Origin of the sequence: Sebaldella termitidis ATCC 33386 (assembly GCF_000024405.1) — a bacterium.
Classification (GTDB): Bacteria; Fusobacteriota; Fusobacteriia; order Fusobacteriales; family Leptotrichiaceae; genus Sebaldella; species Sebaldella termitidis.
On sequence record NC_013517.1, the window covers coordinates 3949480 to 3969610 of the forward strand.

At 33.8% G+C, this 20131-nt stretch carries 12 protein-coding genes; 4 read left to right on the forward strand and 8 right to left on the reverse strand.

Annotated features, from left to right (window positions below):
- Positions 1 to 24: 24 nt before the first annotated feature.
- From STERM_RS18400 to STERM_RS18410, 3 genes are all read right to left on the reverse strand, one after another.
- Positions 25 to 1272 (reverse strand): PTS galactitol transporter subunit IIC, encoded by a 1248-nt coding sequence (locus STERM_RS18400; RefSeq protein ID WP_012863136.1) that lies wholly within the window; start codon positions 1270 to 1272, stop codon positions 25 to 27.
- An 85-nt stretch (positions 1273 to 1357) separates the two neighbouring features.
- Positions 1358 to 2248, reverse strand: a complete 891-nt coding sequence (locus STERM_RS18405; RefSeq protein WP_012863137.1) for an aldo/keto reductase — start codon at positions 2246 to 2248, stop codon at positions 1358 to 1360.
- 129 nt (positions 2249 to 2377) lie between these two features.
- On the reverse strand, positions 2378 to 2677 hold the full coding sequence (locus STERM_RS18410) for a PTS sugar transporter subunit IIB (protein WP_012863138.1): 300 nt from the start codon (positions 2675 to 2677) through the stop codon (positions 2378 to 2380).
- A 395-nt stretch (positions 2678 to 3072) separates the two neighbouring features.
- On the opposite strand from STERM_RS18410, the gene STERM_RS18415 reads away from it, so the two are divergent.
- Complete coding sequence (locus STERM_RS18415) at positions 3073 to 3636, forward strand: TetR/AcrR family transcriptional regulator (protein WP_012863139.1); 564 nt, start codon at positions 3073 to 3075, stop codon at positions 3634 to 3636.
- A 331-nt stretch (positions 3637 to 3967) separates the two neighbouring features.
- Here STERM_RS18415 and STERM_RS18420 read toward each other — a convergent pair whose 3' ends face one another.
- Together STERM_RS18420 and STERM_RS18425 are read right to left on the reverse strand one after the other, a co-directional pair.
- Complete coding sequence (locus STERM_RS18420) at positions 3968 to 11080, reverse strand: autotransporter domain-containing protein (protein WP_012863140.1); 7113 nt, start codon at positions 11078 to 11080, stop codon at positions 3968 to 3970.
- Positions 11081 to 11679: 599 nt separating this feature from the next.
- Complete coding sequence (locus STERM_RS18425) at positions 11680 to 12612, reverse strand: sugar-binding transcriptional regulator (protein WP_012863141.1); 933 nt, start codon at positions 12610 to 12612, stop codon at positions 11680 to 11682.
- 343 nt (positions 12613 to 12955) lie between these two features.
- Between STERM_RS18425 and STERM_RS21445 the strand changes: the two genes are divergently transcribed.
- A complete protein-coding gene (locus STERM_RS21445) occupies positions 12956 to 13975 on the forward strand; it encodes a tetratricopeptide repeat protein (RefSeq protein WP_012863142.1) in 1020 nt (339 codons plus the stop codon).
- A 184-nt stretch (positions 13976 to 14159) separates the two neighbouring features.
- Here the strand turns inward: STERM_RS21445 and STERM_RS22330 are convergent, their stop codons facing one another.
- From STERM_RS22330 to STERM_RS18445, 3 genes are all read right to left on the reverse strand, one after another.
- On the reverse strand, positions 14160 to 14450 hold the full coding sequence (locus STERM_RS22330) for a hypothetical protein (RefSeq protein WP_147289497.1): 291 nt from the start codon (positions 14448 to 14450) through the stop codon (positions 14160 to 14162).
- A gap of 260 nt (positions 14451 to 14710) precedes the next feature.
- Entirely contained in the window at positions 14711 to 15433 is a 723-nt protein-coding gene (locus STERM_RS18440; RefSeq protein ID WP_211205114.1) for a GDSL-type esterase/lipase family protein, read from the reverse strand.
- Positions 15434 to 15726: 293 nt separating this feature from the next.
- Positions 15727 to 18468, reverse strand: a complete 2742-nt coding sequence (locus STERM_RS18445; protein ID WP_012863145.1) for an autotransporter domain-containing protein — start codon at positions 18466 to 18468, stop codon at positions 15727 to 15729.
- Between the two features lie 694 nt (positions 18469 to 19162).
- Between STERM_RS18445 and STERM_RS18450 the strand changes: the two genes are divergently transcribed.
- Positions 19163 to 19603 (forward strand): MarR family winged helix-turn-helix transcriptional regulator, encoded by a 441-nt coding sequence (locus STERM_RS18450; protein ID WP_280109821.1) that lies wholly within the window; start codon positions 19163 to 19165, stop codon positions 19601 to 19603.
- Positions 19603 to 20121, forward strand: a complete 519-nt coding sequence (paiA, locus tag STERM_RS18455; RefSeq protein ID WP_012863147.1) for a spermidine/spermine N(1)-acetyltransferase — start codon at positions 19603 to 19605, stop codon at positions 20119 to 20121. Before STERM_RS18450 ends, paiA begins: the two co-directional genes overlap by 1 nt.
- Positions 20122 to 20131: the final 10 nt, after the last annotated feature.

A 20131-nucleotide genomic window follows, 5' to 3' on the forward strand; every position in this document is an offset into this window, starting at 1 on the left:
TTCTCCTTTTGTTTTTAGTTTTTTTTATTTGAATAACGAGAAAAATTTAACAAGAAGCCACGTTATTAAATTTGCTCTGTCCAGATTTCCTATTAATGTCGCTCCGTCAGGCAGCGTTACTCCTGCTGTTTTTGCCATAATTGTTTCAGCAGGTGCAAGATTTGTAGCAAATACGAGTACAATTGCCATAACAATCGTAGATATCATCAAAGATCTTATTACGTTTCCTTTTGACATTGCCGTGATCAGACATACTATAAACGGAATAACAGCCAGATCAGCAAATGGAAGCAGCTGATTTCCCGGAACAATAAAGGCAAGAATAATAGTAATCGGCACCATTAATAGCCCCACTGCTATAACTGACGGCTCCCCGAGAGATACTGCCGCATCCAGCCCGATAAAAATTTCCCGCCCTGCGAATTTCTTAGCCATGAATTCTCTTGCTGCCTCAGAAACAGGTATAAGTCCTTCCATTAATATTGCCACCATTTTCGGCATAATAAACATAACAGATGCCATCGCAATTGCCAGCTTCAAAACTTCACTTACTCCAAAGCCTGCAAGAATTCCAAGTAATGCTCCTATGATTATTCCCATTATCATCGGCTCTCCGAATATTCCGAATTTTTTTCTGATCGTATCAGGACTTGCGTACAATTTGTTTATTCCGGGAATTCTGTCAAAAATCCAGTTAAGCGGAATAACCAGCGGCATGAATCCAAGAGCTGTCAGATGCGGAAAAGAAATTCCCGGCATACCGAAATAGTTTTCAATATATTTTTGTGTATAATCAGCCAAAAGAAGTGCGATGACTGCCGCAACACTGGCTGCCACCATTCCCCACATTACGCTTCCGCTTGTAGCAGTGACTGCTGCTCCTATAAATGAAAACTGCCAGAAATTCCATAAATCCACATTCATTGTTTTAGTTAATTTTAAGGACAGCATTATAAAGTTAATAACAAGAACAACCGGAATCAGAAGACCGGCAGCAACCCATGCCCATGATATAGCGGACATTGCAGGCCATCCTATATCAATAATGGTAAGATTCAGTCCCAGTCTTTCAGTCATTGCTATTGAAGCCGGTCCCAGCGAAGAGGTAAGAAGATTGATAACAAGATTGATTCCCGTAAAACCAATTCCGATAGTAATACCTGATCTGAATGATTTTGTAAAGCCTGCCCCCATTATCATGGCAAAAACAAACATGATAATAGGAAGCATTACAGAAGCACCCAGACCCAAAATCCATTGTAATATTTCCATTTATAAACCTCCATTTATAATTTTCTTTTATCATAATAACCGGATATCCGGTTTTATTAATATCAATACGGAAGATTATGCAAAATTATAATACTTTATGACCTTTTACCGCTGTCCATATCATAAACCACTGCTCGGGTGTAAGCTTATATTTTAGTGCTTCCACAGGCTTTCTTACATACTTCATTTCTCCCGAACCTGTTATCGGAACTACTTTCGCAGGATGTGAAAGCAGCCAGGCAAATGCAACCACATCTATAGAATCTGCTCCGATATCCTCTCTTACTATCTCCAGAGTTTCTCTCAAACGTACTTCTTTTTCTCCGTCGCCGGTAAATATCTTACCGCCTGCCAGCGGAGACCATATCATAGGATGTATTCTCTCTTCAAGACACATAGGAATAGTCCCGTTTTCAAGGTTTTCCATATGCAGACACGAAAGCTCGACCTGATTGGTAACAAGAGGTACATTCAGATAAGATTTCAGCATTTTATATTCATGCGGTAAATAGTTCGAAACTCCGAAGCTTTTTACTTTTCCGTCTTTATGTAATTTATCAAATGCTCTGGATACCTCTTCCGGGTCCATAAACGGATCCGGTCTGTGTAAAAGTAATGTATCCAGATAATCCGTACGCATATTTTTAAGTGATCTTTCTACCTGAGAAACAATGTATTTTTCACTGCTGTCATAATACTTTACTCTTACAGTTGCAGATGGATAGACTATTGTACATTTTGTTACTATTTCCATCCTTTTTCTCAGATCGGGTCTTAATTCCAGCGCTTTTCCAAAAAGCTCCTCAAATGTATAATTCCCGTAGATATCAGCATGATCCATTGTTGTTATTCCGATATCCATACATTCTTCCAAAAACTTAATAAGCTCTTCCGTGCTTAAGTTCCATTCATCCATCCTCCAAAATCCAAGAACAATTCTTGAAAACATCAGATCTTCGGACATTTTGATTCTCATGATTAATAATACCTCCTATATTTTTTTATTATATTGTATTCCTTAATTGTCTCGAAAAATGTATATCCCAAAATTTCCTGTGCAGTGACATATTCACTTTTAATTTAAAATAACAGACTATTTGTAAGACTAATTTGATCCTGCTATTTTTTTCAGCTTCTCTATAACATCAGAATCGGTTTTTTCTCTGTTTACTCCCGTTAAGTAATTAATGGCAAAAACATAAGGCGTTGTTACAGTATCAGGTATCTTTGTACTTGCTACAATCAGATCAAAATCTTTGGACATATTTTCTACCTGTACTACCTTTACCTGCTGTACATTAACGTTAAAACCATTCTCCTCGCATAACCTCTTTACTCTATCAGCAATAACAGTACTTGTAGCAACTCCGCTTCCACAGGCTACCAATATTTTATATGTTTTCATACTTTTTCCTCCTCTCAATCTTTTTACAAACGATCATTTGTTCACTATATGTTCTTATGTTCTTTCAGTAATATTATACAATATTTTTTTATATTGTCAACAAGGAATAAAATTTATTTTATATTAAAAGGCTGAAATATACTTTTTTTAGAGTAGTATCTGCATATAATTCCATTATTTTATAAATTTTGCCAGTTTTATATTTATTTGAAAAACTCAGGCTGCTCTTTGCTGTTTCTAAAAAATTACGTAAAAATATAAATTTATCTTTGAATTCATATCATATTTTTACGAATACAAAAATAAAACATAGATTTTTCAAATTTTTCATTATATAATGTAATTGTATTTTTAGCTTCTTAATACTAATAATTTTTAAGAGAGGTGAGGCAAAATTGGGTGTTAATACCAAAGAAAAAATTTTATCTGCCGCAGAAAAATTATTCATGGAAAATGATCATGAGGATGTTTCTGTCAGAAGAATATGTGCAGCAGCCGGAGTTTCTAACGGCTCATTTTATCATCATATAGGGTCAAAAGAAAATCTTATCAAAATGATTTACTATTCTTCTGATGAAATGGGAATAAAAATTTTCCTGCAAAAAAGTAAAAATAAAAATATTTTTGAAAAAATAGAATTAATCGCTGATATTTATACAGATTTTGCTTTAAAATACGGGCCCAAATTTTGCAAACATATTATTTATCTGAAACTAAGCGATCACTTCATTGATTCGGAAACTTATTTATTAGGCTCTCAGATGAAATTGCTTATTAAGGATGCTTATTCTAATAATTATTTTAATAATGAATATACCGAGAATTTTATTCTTTCTGTTTTTCTTACTACCATAAGAGGTTTTGCTTATGAATGGAGTACACAGAACGGAGAAGGCGATCTAAAAAAATACACCTTATCCGCAATAAAAATTCTGATCAATCAATTTAAAAATATTTAGTTATACCAAAAAACCATCCTTCCGGATGGTTTTTAATTTTACTGCTAAAAGCTATTTCAGCCCTTATATTATTACCTGACGAAATTCATAAATATTCACTGCATATGTCAAATAAATATTTTGAGGAATTTATTTTTATCAAAAGTTTTATTTATAAATTTTCCATCTGAATAAAATAATATTATTTCTTGTATGAACATACCACATATTGCATAAGAATATATTTTTTATTCACAATTTTTACAAAATCCATGCTAATATAATTCAAAATTCTTTTTCCGTAAGAACAGGAAAACCCCTATTTCATCTCCTGTTCTCAAATACTTAACTCCTAAAAAACCGCTTTCAAAGTCAATCCTGCTCTGTATTCATTTTCACTGTTATTACCAGTTTTATACTCTCCTGTAAGAAAGATTCCGTATCTGTCCTCTATCTCTGCACCTATTATTGCTTTAGTACTTAGTACTCCTTTTTCTTCCTCCGGTTTTGACAGTTTATGATAATTCTGCTCTACATTTACCAATCTTGCATATTCTCTCTCATTGAAGTCACCCAGCTCATAACCGTAAGCTATATCTACCGCACCTTTTAGTTTCCATTGTTTCTTTTCTCCCAATGGAAGCTCTCCTTTTAGTTCCATTCCGGCTTTCGGCATTATGCTCCACGCATTATTCCCCTGTACTTCCAGCGCTTCAAGACCATTTTCGTTAAATGCCGGTCTTGTAATATAAGTTGCATCTAATCCGCCGTATGGTGTTATGCTTGCATTTTTCCCAAGTGAAAGTTCTTTCCCTAATTTATTATCACTTGTTATGCTGTAAGTTTCATATGTTCCGTTCATTTCTGATCTTCCTGTATTTGTCCAGTCTATATTTCTGTCTGTATTATGGAAACTCACTCTTCCTAACAAATCATTTCTTAATATCCAATCATTTGATCTGTATTTATTATGCAATCCGAGCTGTAATGTATCCGCATCCTCTTCACTGCTGTTTCCATCCAGCATTTCATAGTTCGTATGAAGATATCCAGCAGAGTATCCGAATGTATGTTTATATGTTCTTTCTACCTCCCTTAAGGCCAGCACTCCCACAGATTCATAGTTGTAACCTATTACACCGTCTGTATCCTCTGTCAGCTTTCCTTTTCCTGCTATCACATTTATTTTTACATTTTCTTTTGTGTTATTTTTTGAGTCCTGAAGAAGATTTAACGATGTACCTAAAACATCTATTATTGTCTCCTCTCTCTGATTCATATTAGCATACATATTTCCTGATAAACTTGCCATTGTCTTTCTAAAATCACTTTCTGTTTCTATACTGTCCAGTTTGTCAAATATCTGTCCTGCTTTTCCCACAGAGCCGACATACTTTTCATCCAGCGTACGGCCAAAGTCTTCATACCATAATCCTGATGTAAAATCATCATATGGTATTTTCTGCATCCAGATATCCACACATCCGTCCTCATCCATTACCGGTGTCGCACTCCATGTCAATGATTTACTTTTTACTTTTACCAGTCCTGTATTTGGTCCTCCATGATCATCTGTCAAAGGATTAAATACATCTTCGAATTTATATACATCTGCATGTGTTCCGGCAGTAAATCCGCTTAAAATTCCTATCGGGTCTGTCGTATTAAATGTCGGTGCATAAAACTTTACCGCATTTGATACAAAGGCTGCTCCGGCATCTGCTGCTATTGTTGGTGCTGTTATTGTTGCCGGGTCTACTTTTATTGATATATCTATTCCTTTTGTCTCAAAGTTTTCCGATACTCTTATTACTCCTGCATTTATTATACTTGGTATCGGATAGCTTGTTCCGCCGTATGATATATTCGTTGAACCTGTTACTCCTCCGGCTATATTCATTGTACCGCCGTTGATTATTTTTGATCCGCCTTTTAAGACTACTGCACTGCTGTTATTTCCGTTGACATTTATAGTTCCCTGATTATCCAGCGTTGAATTTATATTCAGCATTACTCCTGTAGAATCATCGTTATTCAGAGTTATTACGCCGTGGTTTACTATATCTGATGTCTTGTTTCCGTAGATACCTATAGAGTTCTTCCCTCCGAGTGTTATATCTCCGTAGTTCTCCACTTTGCTGTATTCTGCAAATATTCCTATTGCTCCGTCTGAGCTGCTCGTTATATCTCCATAGTTCTTTGCCGGCACTGATGCTTTCTTTGTATAAATTCCTACTCCGTTTGCTCCTACTGATATGTCCCCGTAATTTTCCATTACTGAATTATCTCCGTAAATTCCTATTGCATAACTGTTTTTTGTAGAATCATTCGGATCTATTATTATTGAATCCCCTACTGATATATTCCCTGTATTATTTATACTTCCCCCATGGTTATATATTCCCATATTGGCCTGACCTGTTACACCTGTTATTAGAGCGCTGTTTACTATTGTACCGCCGTTTTCACTGTAGATCCCCACATTATTAGAACCTGTCATTGATATATTACCGTTATTTATTACTGTTCCTGCTCCGTCTGCATACACAAGCACTGCACTTTCTCCCAGTACTGCTGCTGTATTATTTGTCAGATCAGCTCCTGATTTTAATGCATATCCGTAGCTTTCATTTCCTGTTATTGTTGTTCCGTTATTTACTACTGCAGCTCCGTTTAATGCATATACCCCCACTCCGTTGCCTGTCCCTGTCTCCAGTACAGATCCTGCTGTAAGGTTTACAGTTGCTCCGTCTGCATAAATTCCTGTTCCGTTTGATCCTGTTTTTATCTGTCCGTTTTGGTTTACTGTTCCTGATTTACTGTAAATTCCTACTGATGATACTCCTGTCTCCACTGTCCCGTTATTTGTTATTATATCTCCTGCATTATCACTGTAAATTCCTGTTCCGGGCTTTGATACATCTGATGAATTTCCTGTTTTTACTGTTCCTGTATTTACTATTGTTTTTATTCCTGTTCCTTTGGTATAGATTCCTCTTGAATCATTTCCCTGCATGTCTATTATTCCACTGTTATTTATTGACATTGCTGATGTACTTTCTGCATAAAGACCAGTCCCGCTTGCAGAAATCCCTGTTATATTTCCTGCATTTATTATACTTGTACTTTCATTTCCGTATATTCCTTCCGAACCTGCTCCCAATGTTATATTTCCGTCATTTGTAAGTGATGAACCAGTTCCTTTCCCTGACATGCCTATTGAAGCATTTCCTACATTTATAGTTCCTTTATTCAGAAGTTTTGCCCCGTTTGTCCCGTACAAGCCTGCCGAATTATCACCAAGAACTATTGAACCTCTGTTCTCCCCGTCTACAGCTGATGTAAATCCTGCAGGTGCTGTTCCTGTATACTGACCGTTTAGTACGGCTCCTACTATATTTGATCCTGTCCCTGTTATATTTGATGATGTATCAAGAAGCACTGCCGAATTTGCCCCGTTTATCAAGCTTCCGTTTGCTCCTAAATTTGCTGTACCATTATAATAAAATGTTCCGTTATTTACGTTTCCTACCACATAGCTTGAGCCTGCTGTTGATGTTACGTTAAAATTATTTGCAAAGCTTCCGCTTGAATTTGTATTAAATAATGCTATGTTCTGACCATCTACATTTATGTTTCCGCTTCCCGAGAAGTTTGTTGTCCCGTCAAGATAGAATCCTAATGCATTGTTTCCATAAAGATTCAGTGTCATACCTGTCAGATTTACATTACTGTCTTTAGCATACATTCCAAGTCCGTTTGCTCCTACTGTTACTGTTCCGCCACCTGTTACATTTGTATTATTTGCATATACTCCTACTGCTCCGTTTGATGTTCTAAGGTCTATATTTGAGCCTGAACCTAATATTACCGAAGATGCTGCTCCCGCTGTGTTATCCGCATAGATTCCGTATACTTTGTCTGTACCTGTCGAAGTTATCTTTCCGTTATTATTTATATTTATACTATCATCTCCATAACCCAATACTGTTGATGATGTTACTCCGTCAAGATAATTTACTCCGTAGATTCCTGCTGTATCTGATCCCCCTATTACTACTTCACCGTTATTTTCTGTTAATGTTCCGTTTGCAGATACTATTCCTATTGAATTTGATCCTGTTGTCCGGATTTTATTAATATTTATTACATGTCCGTAATCCGCTGCTATCCCCACTGAATTACTTCCTGAAAGATCTATTACTCCTGCATTATCCAGTTTTATTTCATTTATTCCTGTTGTTCCGCTGTAGTTTTTCTGTGCAATTCCTATCTGTCCATTTTGTGTTCCCGATAATGTTGTCCCGCTGTTTACATCTACTGATACTGATGTAAATTCTGATCTTTTGTATATGTCGGAACTGTTATCAAGATTTACACTTCTGTCCAATACAAGAGTTCCTTTATCCATTGATAATGGTATATAGTCACTTACACTCGCACTGTTTATTTCTACATTTGGAGTAAGAAGAGAACCGGGTGCTGACATACTGTCTATTGCTGTTAAGTTCATTGTCGTTCCTTTTCCTTCAAGTATGTACAGTTTTGATCCTGACTGCATTGTTAAATCCAGTTTTCCGCTTCCTGTAAATGAATTATTTAAATACCCTGTCAGAGACTGCCCGTTCTTCACATAAAAGGCATTTCCGCCGTTTTCTACTGTTGCTGCTACTGTTCCGGTCATGTTGTATTTCCCTGCAAGTCCTGCTGTATCATAGTTATAGAATAAAAGTCCTTTATTTCCCGACTGTAATGTTAGTCCCTGTGAAAGATTCATTACGGAGTTTCTATCTGAATAAAGTCCTATTCCTCCGTTTTCTACCCTTACTGTTCCTCCAGAAAGATTAGTATCAAGGTTTGACAGTGCACTGTATACTCCTACTGCTGCTGCTCCGTCTGCTGTTATTTTTCCGCTTACCATATTAAATTTTTCATTATTATATACACCAAGGTTATGAGCCTTTACATTTACTGTTCCTCCAGAAAGTTCCCCGTATCCTGTTGCTTTTACTGCTATTCCTGTATTATCAGTTCCGTTAACTGTTATTACTCCGTTTTTATGATAAAATATACCGTTATTTTCTATCTGAGTTCCTACCTGCTCTGTTCCATCGATATTTAATATCATTCCGTCAGTAGTCACCTGTGCATTATCTCCTGAAATATATATTCCTGCATTATTTTTACCGCCTGCAAGAAGATTTATTTCATGATTAGTAGAAGCATCAGATGATGAACCAAGTATTACATCCCCGTATTCCTCTACTCTTAATCCTGCACCGCCTCTTGAGTATGAACCTACATTTAGCAGATAGTCTGATAATGTAAACTGCGGGTTATCTATATGGCTTGTTGATATATTTATGTTATTTGCCGGATTAACCTGATCATATACATACTTAGATTCATAAATTACATTCCCGGTCATATTAACATAGATACCAGCTGAGCCGTCAGTATACAAGGCATCTCCGCCTGCTGCATTACCGCTGTTTTCCAGTCCGTTAACACCTGCTGCGTTTACTACATTCTGTCTTGGATCTTCCGTACCAATATCAAGTTTTATTTTGGAATTGGCAAAATTAAGTTCTCTTTCTATATCAACACCTATACTTTGGTCTCCAAGTATTGTAAGAGGATTATTAAATCTTATTTCTGTTCTTTGAAGACCGTTGCCTATTCCTTTACTTTTATTCCAGCTTGTTGTATAGTTATACTCATTGTTATATTTGTTCATTAACGGGGCATTATTGGTATACACTCCGATATTATTGTTCCCGTAAAGTTTAATATCACCGCTGTTCATCAAAAAATGCTTTCCGGGATTATCATTTATATTGTTATTTCCGTAACTGTCTGAGTTTTCAGAATAGTCATATGAAGAAGCATTACTTGTCATAAGATAGATTACACTTTGAGGTGCTCTCATTTCTATTGTTCCTGTATTATCAAAACCTTCCTGTTTTCTCTGGGCTGTTCCTTCCGTAAACATAAATGCAACCTGTTTTCCGATAAGATTATTCGTACTGCTTGCTTCATTTAATCCTGTTATTTTCCCTTTATTCATAAAGATGCTGTCTGCATCTGACCATCCGCCGTGAGCCTGTATATTTACCCCTACTACATTGGATCCTTTCAGATTCCATGTACTGTTGTTCTCTACATATTGAAATGGTCTGTTTGCTGTAGTATGACCAAGTGCAGTATCCAGAAATTTTCCGGCCAGTTCTGATTTTTCCGCTGATGTTATCCAGCTTCTTTCCTCAAGTTCATCAAGTGTATATGTTTTCCACATACCGCTGACAGGATCTGGTATTCCGCTGTAGTGTTCATCATAATGGAGTATCTGCTCCAAAAATTGCGCATTTGGCACATCCCCTTCAAGAGTTACTGTAAGATCATTTACATTTCCGCCCGGAGTACCAAATCTTGTTACCGGATTATCTATTACTTTAAACACGCCCTGCACACTGCTTGTATATCCTCCCGGATTATTGTTAATCGAATCTGTGTATACTCCTGTGGGCAGCAGCGCCTGTTCATAAGTGTATGTCCCTGTCCCGGGATTATATATACTTCTGCTGTCATATACAAGCCCTGCTGATGGTGCTCCTGTTACATTATTCAATGTATAGCTGTAATATCCGGGATTATCATAATCCCAATTTCCCGGAACACTCCCTGTTGATCGGTCTGTTCTTACATTTATAGTTCCGCTTGTAATATCCATCTGTGATATTATTGAGTTTTGTCCTGAGCCGTCCCCATATGGGAAAAACCCTGTTATTCCGCCGTTTCCTCCGCCTGTTCCGTTTAAGCTTAATACTGGTATAGGATTAAAACTTATTGTTGTTATCTTAGGAGTACTTGGATTAAATCCTGCAAGATTTATTTTTGGTATTGATAATGATGACGGAGCATTGAAGCTTATCTCTGATGAGCTTACCACTACAGGCTTCGTATCTTCTACAATTATATCAGACATATTTTTTTCTATACCTTTTATGTTAAGACTTACCCCCAGATCTACGAATTTACTTTCCTGTTCCGGCTTGTACGGTTTGAATTTTCCGTTTATTTCCATATCACTGTATAATGATGTCTGACTTGGATCAAGTGTGCTTTCCCCGCTTGTTTTCTGAGGATCTGAGTAATATTTTGCATTTGACAATGTATTGTCGCCTTTATTTTTTTCGTTATAAAAACCGCTGAAAAATATCTGCCATTCCAAATATTCCGGCTTCACTATATAACTTCCTTGTAAATACAAATCTTTTAATTCTTTATTTTTCTGCTTTAAAATATTTTCTATCAGCTTAAAGTTTTTATTATTTGATTTCCCTGTTTGAATATTCTTCACAATATTATTATATAATTTATCTGTTTTACTTTCTGCTGCCTCCCCTGGCATTGCAGCTAAAGTATTTAAAGCTAATAACGCAAGTATTTTTTTATCCGCTTTCATTTTCTCTCCTTCAAATCGATGCTGTCATATCTGCATCTTTCTTAAACATAATATATTTACCAATAACTTACATTATATTTCTCAATTTATAGTTTTTTCATCTCCTTTACAATTTTATCTTTTATTTTTTGGAACAAAGTTCTGAAAAATTCAATTATATTTTTACTGCTTTATTCGTTTAGCTCTTTAATTTTATAATCAATTTTCTTCACCTGAATTTTAAATTAGATCTTTGTTCTATATTTTGATTATATTCCTTTTTATTTTTTTTGTCAACAAAATTTTACTTCTATATAATTATTTTTTTTTGACAGTTGAAAGATATAATTATAAAGGTTTTTATCACATTACATTATTTTAATTCCGGAAAATTTTTATAAAAAAATGAATTCAAAAACATCATAGAACATTGTTCCAAAAAAATTTCTTTTAAAATATTTCCATTTTATATTTAAGAGTCAAAAACACTAAAAAAAGATGACTTCTGTCTGATACCAAAATCATCTCTTATTCTAATATTTTCCTTTTTGATTATTTTTATTCATGATGCTTTTTTAAATAGATCTCTAACAGATACAGCTTACAGCTTTCCATCAAAATTAATTTTGCAGAAGATATTCTGCCATCTTATTATCCAGAATGAGTACATCAATAAAATCTGCTTCTAGAGCTATTTTAGCAGTAATATACTTTGAAGCTCCTTCGATAACACAGATTTTTACCGGTATTTTTTTCAGTTCCTCAGGCTTAATCCCGATACTTCTGTTAGTAATACTTTCACAGCAGGTTTTTCCCTTATCGTTTAGAAAAAGTATTGAAACTACATCACATAATGCATTTTCCTTATGCAGAAGCTTCATATCATTTTCCGAAAGATAACCCGATTTTTCAATACTGTTATCTGAAATAAGAGGATTCCCCAGACTGAAAAGTGCAAAATCCGCTTTTGCCGAAGCTGTTAAAACCTCCTGAATTATATTGTCATTCAAAAGGATCTCCTTATCAATACTGGTCTGTGCAAATGCCGGAGCCAGAAGCGAAAGAGAGCTGCATCCCGTTTCTTTGGCAAGACTGGACGCTATTGTAGAGGCATGGATATCAAACTGACTCTTCCCGTGCCCGCCTATAATAGGAGAAAACAGAATTTTTTTATTTATGGGATTTATGTGATTCTGTACCAGTCTTAATGTAGTCCCCCATCCCACTGCTACAGTACATTCATCTGTAAGATTATTCTCAAGATAATATGCAGCTGCCGAGGCAACCATATTTTTAGAGTTGGTATCAATACTGTCGTCTACTATTATTACATCTTTCAGCTTGTATTTTTCAGCAATTTTATTTTCCATTTCCAGAAAAGAACCGCTGTAATCAACAGTAATTTTAACAATACCCATATCCTTTGCTTTTTGAAGCAGTCTGGACACTTTTATTCTGGACAGACCTGTTATTTTCGATATCTCCTGCTGTGTCATATTTTTCTCATAATACAAAAAACTGATCTGGGTAAGCTGTCTCCTTTGTAAATCCATATCAATCACCTAACGTTCATATATTCATATAGTGTTAATTTGATCTGAATTATAACATGCATTTTATTTCGTGTCAATATTGACTCTTTTGTTAATATTTTTTCTTTATGGTATTAAATTATCCTGATCTCCTGTAAATATAATAAAATTATTGAATTTTCATAGTTCTTAGTATTGATATTATACTGGTATAATATTAGTCATTTTTTTATTTTCATTATTGTTAAAAATCAGAAATATGATTTTTGTCTTTAATTTTTTCATATAACATCTGTTATATAAATATTTGACTTTATATATTTTTAAAGTTAAAATATGTTAAATATTCTAATCAGGAGGCTTTATGAAAAAAATTATTCTTTTACTATTACTCTTAGCAGTTAATTATAACAGCTTTGCCGTTTCCAAAGAGGACAAGGAAAGAGAGAGCTCTTATCTTTTGCAAATAAAAAATGAAAATGACAGTGATGCTATGTTTGATCTCGGACTATTATATGATGAGCAGGAAAAATATGATCTTGCGGAAAAGTATTATCTTATGGCCGTGAAATATAATAACGGCAGTGCCATGACCAATCTCGGGCTGATATATGAAAATCAAAAAAAATATGATCTCGCAGAAAAATATTATCTCATGGCTGTAGAAGAAGAATCGGATACCGGTATGTATAATCTGGGCTTACTGTATGATAATCAAAAAAAATATACCCTTGCGGAAAAGTATTACCTTATGGCTATTCAGAAGAATTACAGCGATGCCATGTATAATTTGGCACTGTTATATGACAATCAGGAGAAATTCAGCCTTGCAGAAAAATACTATCTCATGGCGATAAAAGAAAATGACAGTGATGCGATGTATAATTTAGCCCTTATATACGATAATCAGAAAAAATATCCTCTTGCAGAAAAGTATTATCTCATGGCTGTTGAAGCCAATGACAGTGATGCTACATTTAATCTGGCGTTACTGTATGACAATCAAAAGAAATATAATCTCGCAGAAAAGTATTATCTTATAGCTGTAAAAGATAACAGTACCAAGGCTATGTACAATTTAGGAATACTATATAAAATTCAGAAAAAATTCTCCCTTGCAGAAAAATATTACCTTATGGCTATAAAAAATAACAGCAGTGATGCTATGTTTAATCTGGGATTATTATATGACGAGCAGGGAAAATACGATCTAGCGGAGAAATATTATCTTATGGGCGTAAAACATAATGACAGCGATTCTATGTATAATTTGGGAGTTCTGTATTATAATCAGGAAAAATACCAGACTGCAAAAAATTACTTTTTAATGGCAGAAAAATTTGGAAATAAAGAAGCAGCAAAAATATTAAGAGAAAATTTTTAACCTGTAAGCAATTAAATGAGACAAAAACTAAAAATAAAAAGATTTTTTTAAGCTGTTGGTAATTAATTCTGAAAAATTCTAATAAAATTATTTTTTACTTGCAGCTTTTTTACTTTTCAATGCTTTGATTTTTACTTGCAATATTTATTTATGATATAATAATTTTCAATATAGTCAGAAAGGACTAAGAAATGGAGAAAAAATTAATTAATAAGATTATAGGAATAATACTCATAATAGCCGGTACTCTCAGAACTTTACTGTTTTCAGTCTTAATTTTATTTACCTTCGATGCACCCGAAACATCCCGTATTACCTTTGAAAGAAGTATATTTATATTATATCTGGGAATAGGAAGCTTAGCCATACTCTCAGCCGGAACATTATTGTTAATCAATCGAAAATCAGGCAGAATTATCCTGCTGGCAACTGCTGTTTCTCTTACTTTAATTTCTCTCTTTGCTGGTTTTATCAATATAGTTTATAAAGAACTAATATTTTACATATTATTAATACTTATACTATTCTGGAACTTTAAAACCAGAAAAAATCTAAAGAATAGCTAAAATAAATACGGTCATATATATCAAAATAAAAATACCGGCAGTTTAAAATTATCTTATTAAAAAATCAGGAAAAACGGAGTTTCTATAAAAACAAATCCTGTTTTTTTATATTTTCTGACATTTTATAATCAAGTATTCTCTTACAGCTGATTGCAAATATACCGCACCACTAATCCTTTAAATAAGGCAGTAAAAGCTGTGATACTTTTTTATAACCTTCAGCATTCAAATGCAGTCCTTCTATTGTATATTTTATATCCAGATTATTTTCTTCATCAGTTAAATGCCTGTAAATATCAATATATATAACTGTTTTACCATCTGCTGCTTTTTCTAATAACTTATTTATTTCACTTATTTTTTCATTATTTCTTTTTCCAATTTCAGTTTTCTTTATTTTTTTGTTATTTGTTTTATTAACAGGATAAACAGACTGAATATAGATTTTAGTATTTTTTCTTTCTGCTCTGATTTTTTCAGTGATTTTTATGATTCTCCCTGCAATTATTTCAGGAGAATCATTTGTTTTCTCCAGATCATTTGTCCCGATCAGTATAAAAACCTTTGACGGAGCCAGCCCATAAACGCTTTCATTCATTCTGCCCAGAACTCCCAATGTCGTATCTCCAAAAATTCCTCTGTTAATAACAGAAAAATCAGGAAAGTATTCATCCAGCATAAAATCCTCTGTTATTGAATCCCCAATGAAAACAATACTTTTCTCCGGAATAAATTTATTAGTCAGTATCCAGTTTTCCAATCTGTTTTCATATCTTTTCTGTATAAAAACTCTCATATAAGCTTTTATGCTTATCATAGAAGCAGTGAGAACCGCTATTCCCAAAACCGGTATAAAAATTAAAATCCATCTGTATTTTTTTATTTTCAACACTTTATCCTCCAATTTTGTATTTATTATTATATAATAAAAAATAATAAACATAGTAAACATTCCGCCCTAAAAACTAATGGTTTTATTTTTGCATTATAGTGCAAAAATAACTTTTTGTCAAATAAAAACCTGAAACTGAATTAAATAAAAAAAATCTTTTATCGATAAAGTAATCAGATACAGAATGTAAAAAGAAAAAATAACTTCCAAAATAAAAAGGTGTGTGTCTCTGTTAAAACCACACACCTTAAACTATTTCTTCCGAGTTATTCTCCATCACTGCACCAACTTTCTCATTTTACATTAAATCTGAATCCTGCTGAAAATACATTATTTGAAATGTCAGAGTCACTTATCTGCATATCATAGTTCGCATACCATGCCCATCTGTCATTTACTTCTGTACTTACTCCCACACCTGTCCATACTGAATCTCCGGGAAGTCCTATACCCTCTACTGTGAATTTTTCTGACGGCAGTCCTACATATGATGCTTCAAAATCCAGACTTTCATCACTAAAAGCTTTCTGCCATGACACATATCCCAAAATTGTACTTTTTCCGCCTGCCCATTCAAAGTCATATTTCCCTCTAAGTCCTATAAATCCTGACATCTGATCATAAGTTTTATTATCAGCTTCAAGTCCCAAAAGGCTTCCATCCTCTGAAAAGCTTCCTCTTTTTACTAAATCATATGATATTCCTGCAAATGGTGTTAAGTTAAAGTTTTTCGCCAATTTGAATTTATAGCCCGTTTCACCATATCCTGAATATACATAATCATCATGATTTATTGATACATTTTCACTCTGTACTCCTGTTACTACTTCTCTGTCTACATCACTTGATACAAATCCTACTCCCAATCTTCCCAATACATAGAATTTGTCTTCTTTCTGCCCGTACCTTCCGTAAAGTGATACTCCAAAGTTCTGGCTTTTTGATTTTCCTCCGTATCGGTCGAAATCTGCTTCTGCATCTGAGTAAGAAAGTGCTATACCTAATATTGTACTGTCATTTATATTCTTATCTATTCCTACCTGTCCGCCGTATGATGTTGTATCCGCCGAAGCATAACCCGATTCTTTTAGTTTTCCTGTAGAAGCTATGCCGCTGAACCATAGACCTGCTATATCTGCCTTATTTTCCATGCTTCCAAGCATTACCAGTCTGTTTGTAAGGTCTCTGTTCACTGCCTGTGACTGTTGGAATGTTAATGCCTGTGCTGAAGCATAAATCTGTCCTGATAAACTGTCCAGTGTTGCTGCCAGATCTGATGATGACGACTGCTGCAGCATTGCTATTTTTGTTCTAAACTCATCGCTTCCTTTATTATTGTCCAGTGCTGTCAAAACCTGTTCCAGATTTTGTGATGAATTATTTCTTGTTGCATCTGAATTATAAGCTTCATCAGCATATTCTGCTATATCTCTTCTTGCTACACTTAATTTTACTCCGTCATTTCCGTATATAACGTCTGATTGAAGAAATACAGGTGTTTCCACTTTTCCAAATGTGCTTGTTACTCCGTTTGCTGCATTTACTACATTTTCTGTTATCACTTCTTTACTTATGTATACTGGATTATTATCATCATCTTTAGGAGCTGTTACTCTTAAAGTAGAATTATTTAAATCTGCTGTTCCGCCCACATTTATTGTTGCTCCTGCTGTACTTACTATTACACCTTCAGGAGTAGAAGTATAATTTCCCTGTATATTCATTCCCTTACCTGTATTGCTAATAATTCCTCCGTTATTGATCACATTATTATTTATGTATCCTCCGTTGCTTGACAGGGTTCCTCCGGGCTGTACATACACTTCCGATACTACCTGTCCGTTTACTTCCAGTACTCCGCCGTTTACTACGTTTTTCCCTGTATATGTATTTTTCCCGCTGAGTATTAATTTTCCTGTCCCTGCTTTTATAAGTCCCGCATCTCCCGATATATCATTTTCAAATGTAGAAGTAGTATTATCAAATGCTACATTGACATAATCACCTAACGCAAGTCTTTTATCAAAAAGTGCAGGTCCTTTTACTGCTTTGCTTATATTCAAAAGTCCCCATCCATATACTGGATCTGCATCTTTAATTCCTTTATCAGTGGCTGTAGATAAGATTGTCTGTCTTATAAGATCTCCGTTCATCCACGGATACTTTTCCTGAACCACAGCTGCTGTTCCTGTTACTGCCGGTGCTGCAAATGAAGTACCCATTCCTGAAACATTTCTTACATTAAAATCATAATCACCAACTGCTGCTATACACCAATTCTGTGCTATACCGCATTTATTTGAATAATCACTGGGAGCTCCGTCAGTAGAATTTACAGCCATAACAGCTATCCATCCTTTCTGCATCTCCGGATAAAGATATGGAAGTCCTGCTTCTGCCGAAACCTCCTCTGTTCCGGAATTGCCTGCTGCCCAGACGAAAAGGCTGTCTGTTGATGCCTTATCTCTGTAAAAAGCTATTACCGGATCTGACAAGGGCATATCAGTTTTTGTAGTTGTTTTTATTGTTCTTGATGCTACTCCGAATGATTGGTTGTATATTCTTACACCATGATCATATAATTCATCATACATCTCTCTTTTTACTGAAATACAATTATTAGAGCCATTAGAACAAATTGTTCCTGCAGCTATTCCTCTCATTTCTACATTAGTTGCTATCCCCATTGTTCTTCCTCCCAGAACTTCAGCAACCAAACTTCCATGAATATTTGTGGTTCCGGAATAATTTCTGCTTCTTGACAGACGCGGTTTATTTTCCTCACTGTAAAACTCTTTATGTGTAGTATCAAAATTACTGTCTACAATACCCACAGTGATATTATCACCATCACTGTCTGTTTCTTTTGCCTCATTATTATTATGCGGATCTTCTGGATTAAACGGAATATCTCTTGTAACATCAATCGGTGTAGGCGGTGACGGGGAAGGGTTTTGATTTGATTGGCCGCCGGAGCTTGAACAGCTTAAGACAACAATTACCAAAGCAATGATTAGTATCAACTTCTTTTTCATAATAATTCCTCCTCTACTAAATAAATTATAAATAATCGCCAGACTATTACTTATAATTCCAAAGGAATATTATTTATAAAAAAGATTTTTTTATAAAAATGAATTCATTCTATAATTCATTATACTGAACGATCAGTTTATTTTCAATATATTTTATAATTAAAATATTTTTTAAAGATCATATTTTACATTAATAAAAAGGAAAAAATTAAATTTAAAAACCAAAATAAAAATTGATCCATTATTTAATTATTAGCATTTTGATATTGATATAATTACAATAATTAAAATATTTTTATTAATCTTATATATTTTTTATTTTTTTTATATCTTATTAAAAAAAAATAAAATTAAAAAACTGAGTAAAATCATATATGAATACTAATAAAAATTTATATATTATAAATAAGTAATATTCCTTTTATGGTATATATACATGACTAAAAAGTCATTTTATTTTCTTAGTATTTAATACTTCTACTTATTCCAGAATAAAAACAATATTAACATTTTCATTTTCAATATTAAAATATAAAGATATTTGTATTATTATTTTTAATAATAATTTCTAAAATACTTCAGCTTAAAAATAATCAAAGAAAATATTTTTCAGTTTTTATTGCAAATGCAATAAAAATATTGTAAAATAAATTGAATAATTAATTTCAGAAAGGAGCTGATTAAAATAGAAATTTTGCGAGAAATAGGAATGATCGCCAGAGCTCTGGACTCTATAAGCAACATAGAATTCAAAGATTATGATCTTACTAAGGGCCAGTATCTATATCTTGTCCGAATCTGCGAAAATCCCGGTATTATTATGGAAAAATTAATTGATCTGATCAAAGTTGATCGTGCGACCGCTGCCCGTGCGATAAAAAAGCTTGAAAAAAAAGGATTTATTGAAAAAAAATTTGATGAGCATAATAAAAAAAATAAAAAGCTTTTCCCCACTGGCAGCGGAAAGAATATATATCCCTTTATAATAAGAGAAAACGAATACTCTAACAACATTGCACTAAAGAATTTTTCAGAAAAAGAAACAGAATTGCTTACTGATCTTCTGCAAAGAATGAGGAAAAATATAGATAATGACTGGAAATATGTAAAAAAAGGAAATAAAAGGAGCTACTAATGAATATAAAAATAAAAAAAATTAATTCTGATGATATAAAAATACTTCAGGAAATAAGTATTGAAACATTTACTGATACGTTCGGAGAGCAAAATTCCTCTGAAAACTTAAAAAATTATTTGGAAAAAGCTTTTAATTCTAAAAAACTTTTATCAGAAATAGCCAATCCTTTTTCTGATTTTTATCTTATCTATTTTGATAAGGAACCTGCAGGATATTTAAAACTAAATGACGGCGAGGCCCAATCTGAAAAGATGGATGAAGAAGCACTTGAAATAGAAAGGATTTATATCAGAAAAAAATTTCAGAGAAACGGACTTGGTAAGTTCTTACTGAATAAGGCCATTGATATAGCAAAAAATCAGGATAAAAAAATTATTTGGCTGGGCGTATGGGAAAACAATAAAAATGCAATTGAATTTTATAAAAAATCAGGATTCATTCAAAGCGGACAGCATTCATTCTATATGGGCAGCGAAAAACAAGTTGATTTTATAATGAAAAAAAAATTACCTTAGAAGGAATTTT

Bases quoted from the DNA above. Each gene is read 5' to 3' on its own strand.
- paiA (WP_012863147.1), top strand. From the start codon at position 19,603: ATGAATATAAAAATAAAAAAAATTAATTCTGATGATATAAAAATACTT.
- STERM_RS18445 (WP_012863145.1), bottom strand. From the start codon at position 18,468: ATGAAAAAGAAGTTGATACTAATCATTGCTTTGGTAATTGTTGTCTTA.
- STERM_RS21445 (WP_012863142.1), top strand. From the start codon at position 12,956: ATGAAAAAAATTATTCTTTTACTATTACTCTTAGCAGTTAATTATAAC.
- STERM_RS18400 (WP_012863136.1), bottom strand. From the start codon at position 1,272: ATGGAAATATTACAATGGATTTTGGGTCTGGGTGCTTCTGTAATGCTT.
- STERM_RS18410 (WP_012863138.1), bottom strand. From the start codon at position 2,677: ATGAAAACATATAAAATATTGGTAGCCTGTGGAAGCGGAGTTGCTACA.
- STERM_RS18420 (WP_012863140.1), bottom strand. From the start codon at position 11,080: ATGAAAGCGGATAAAAAAATACTTGCGTTATTAGCTTTAAATACTTTA.
- STERM_RS18405 (WP_012863137.1), bottom strand. From the start codon at position 2,248: ATGAGAATCAAAATGTCCGAAGATCTGATGTTTTCAAGAATTGTTCTT.
- STERM_RS18425 (WP_012863141.1), bottom strand. From the start codon at position 12,612: ATGGATTTACAAAGGAGACAGCTTACCCAGATCAGTTTTTTGTATTAT.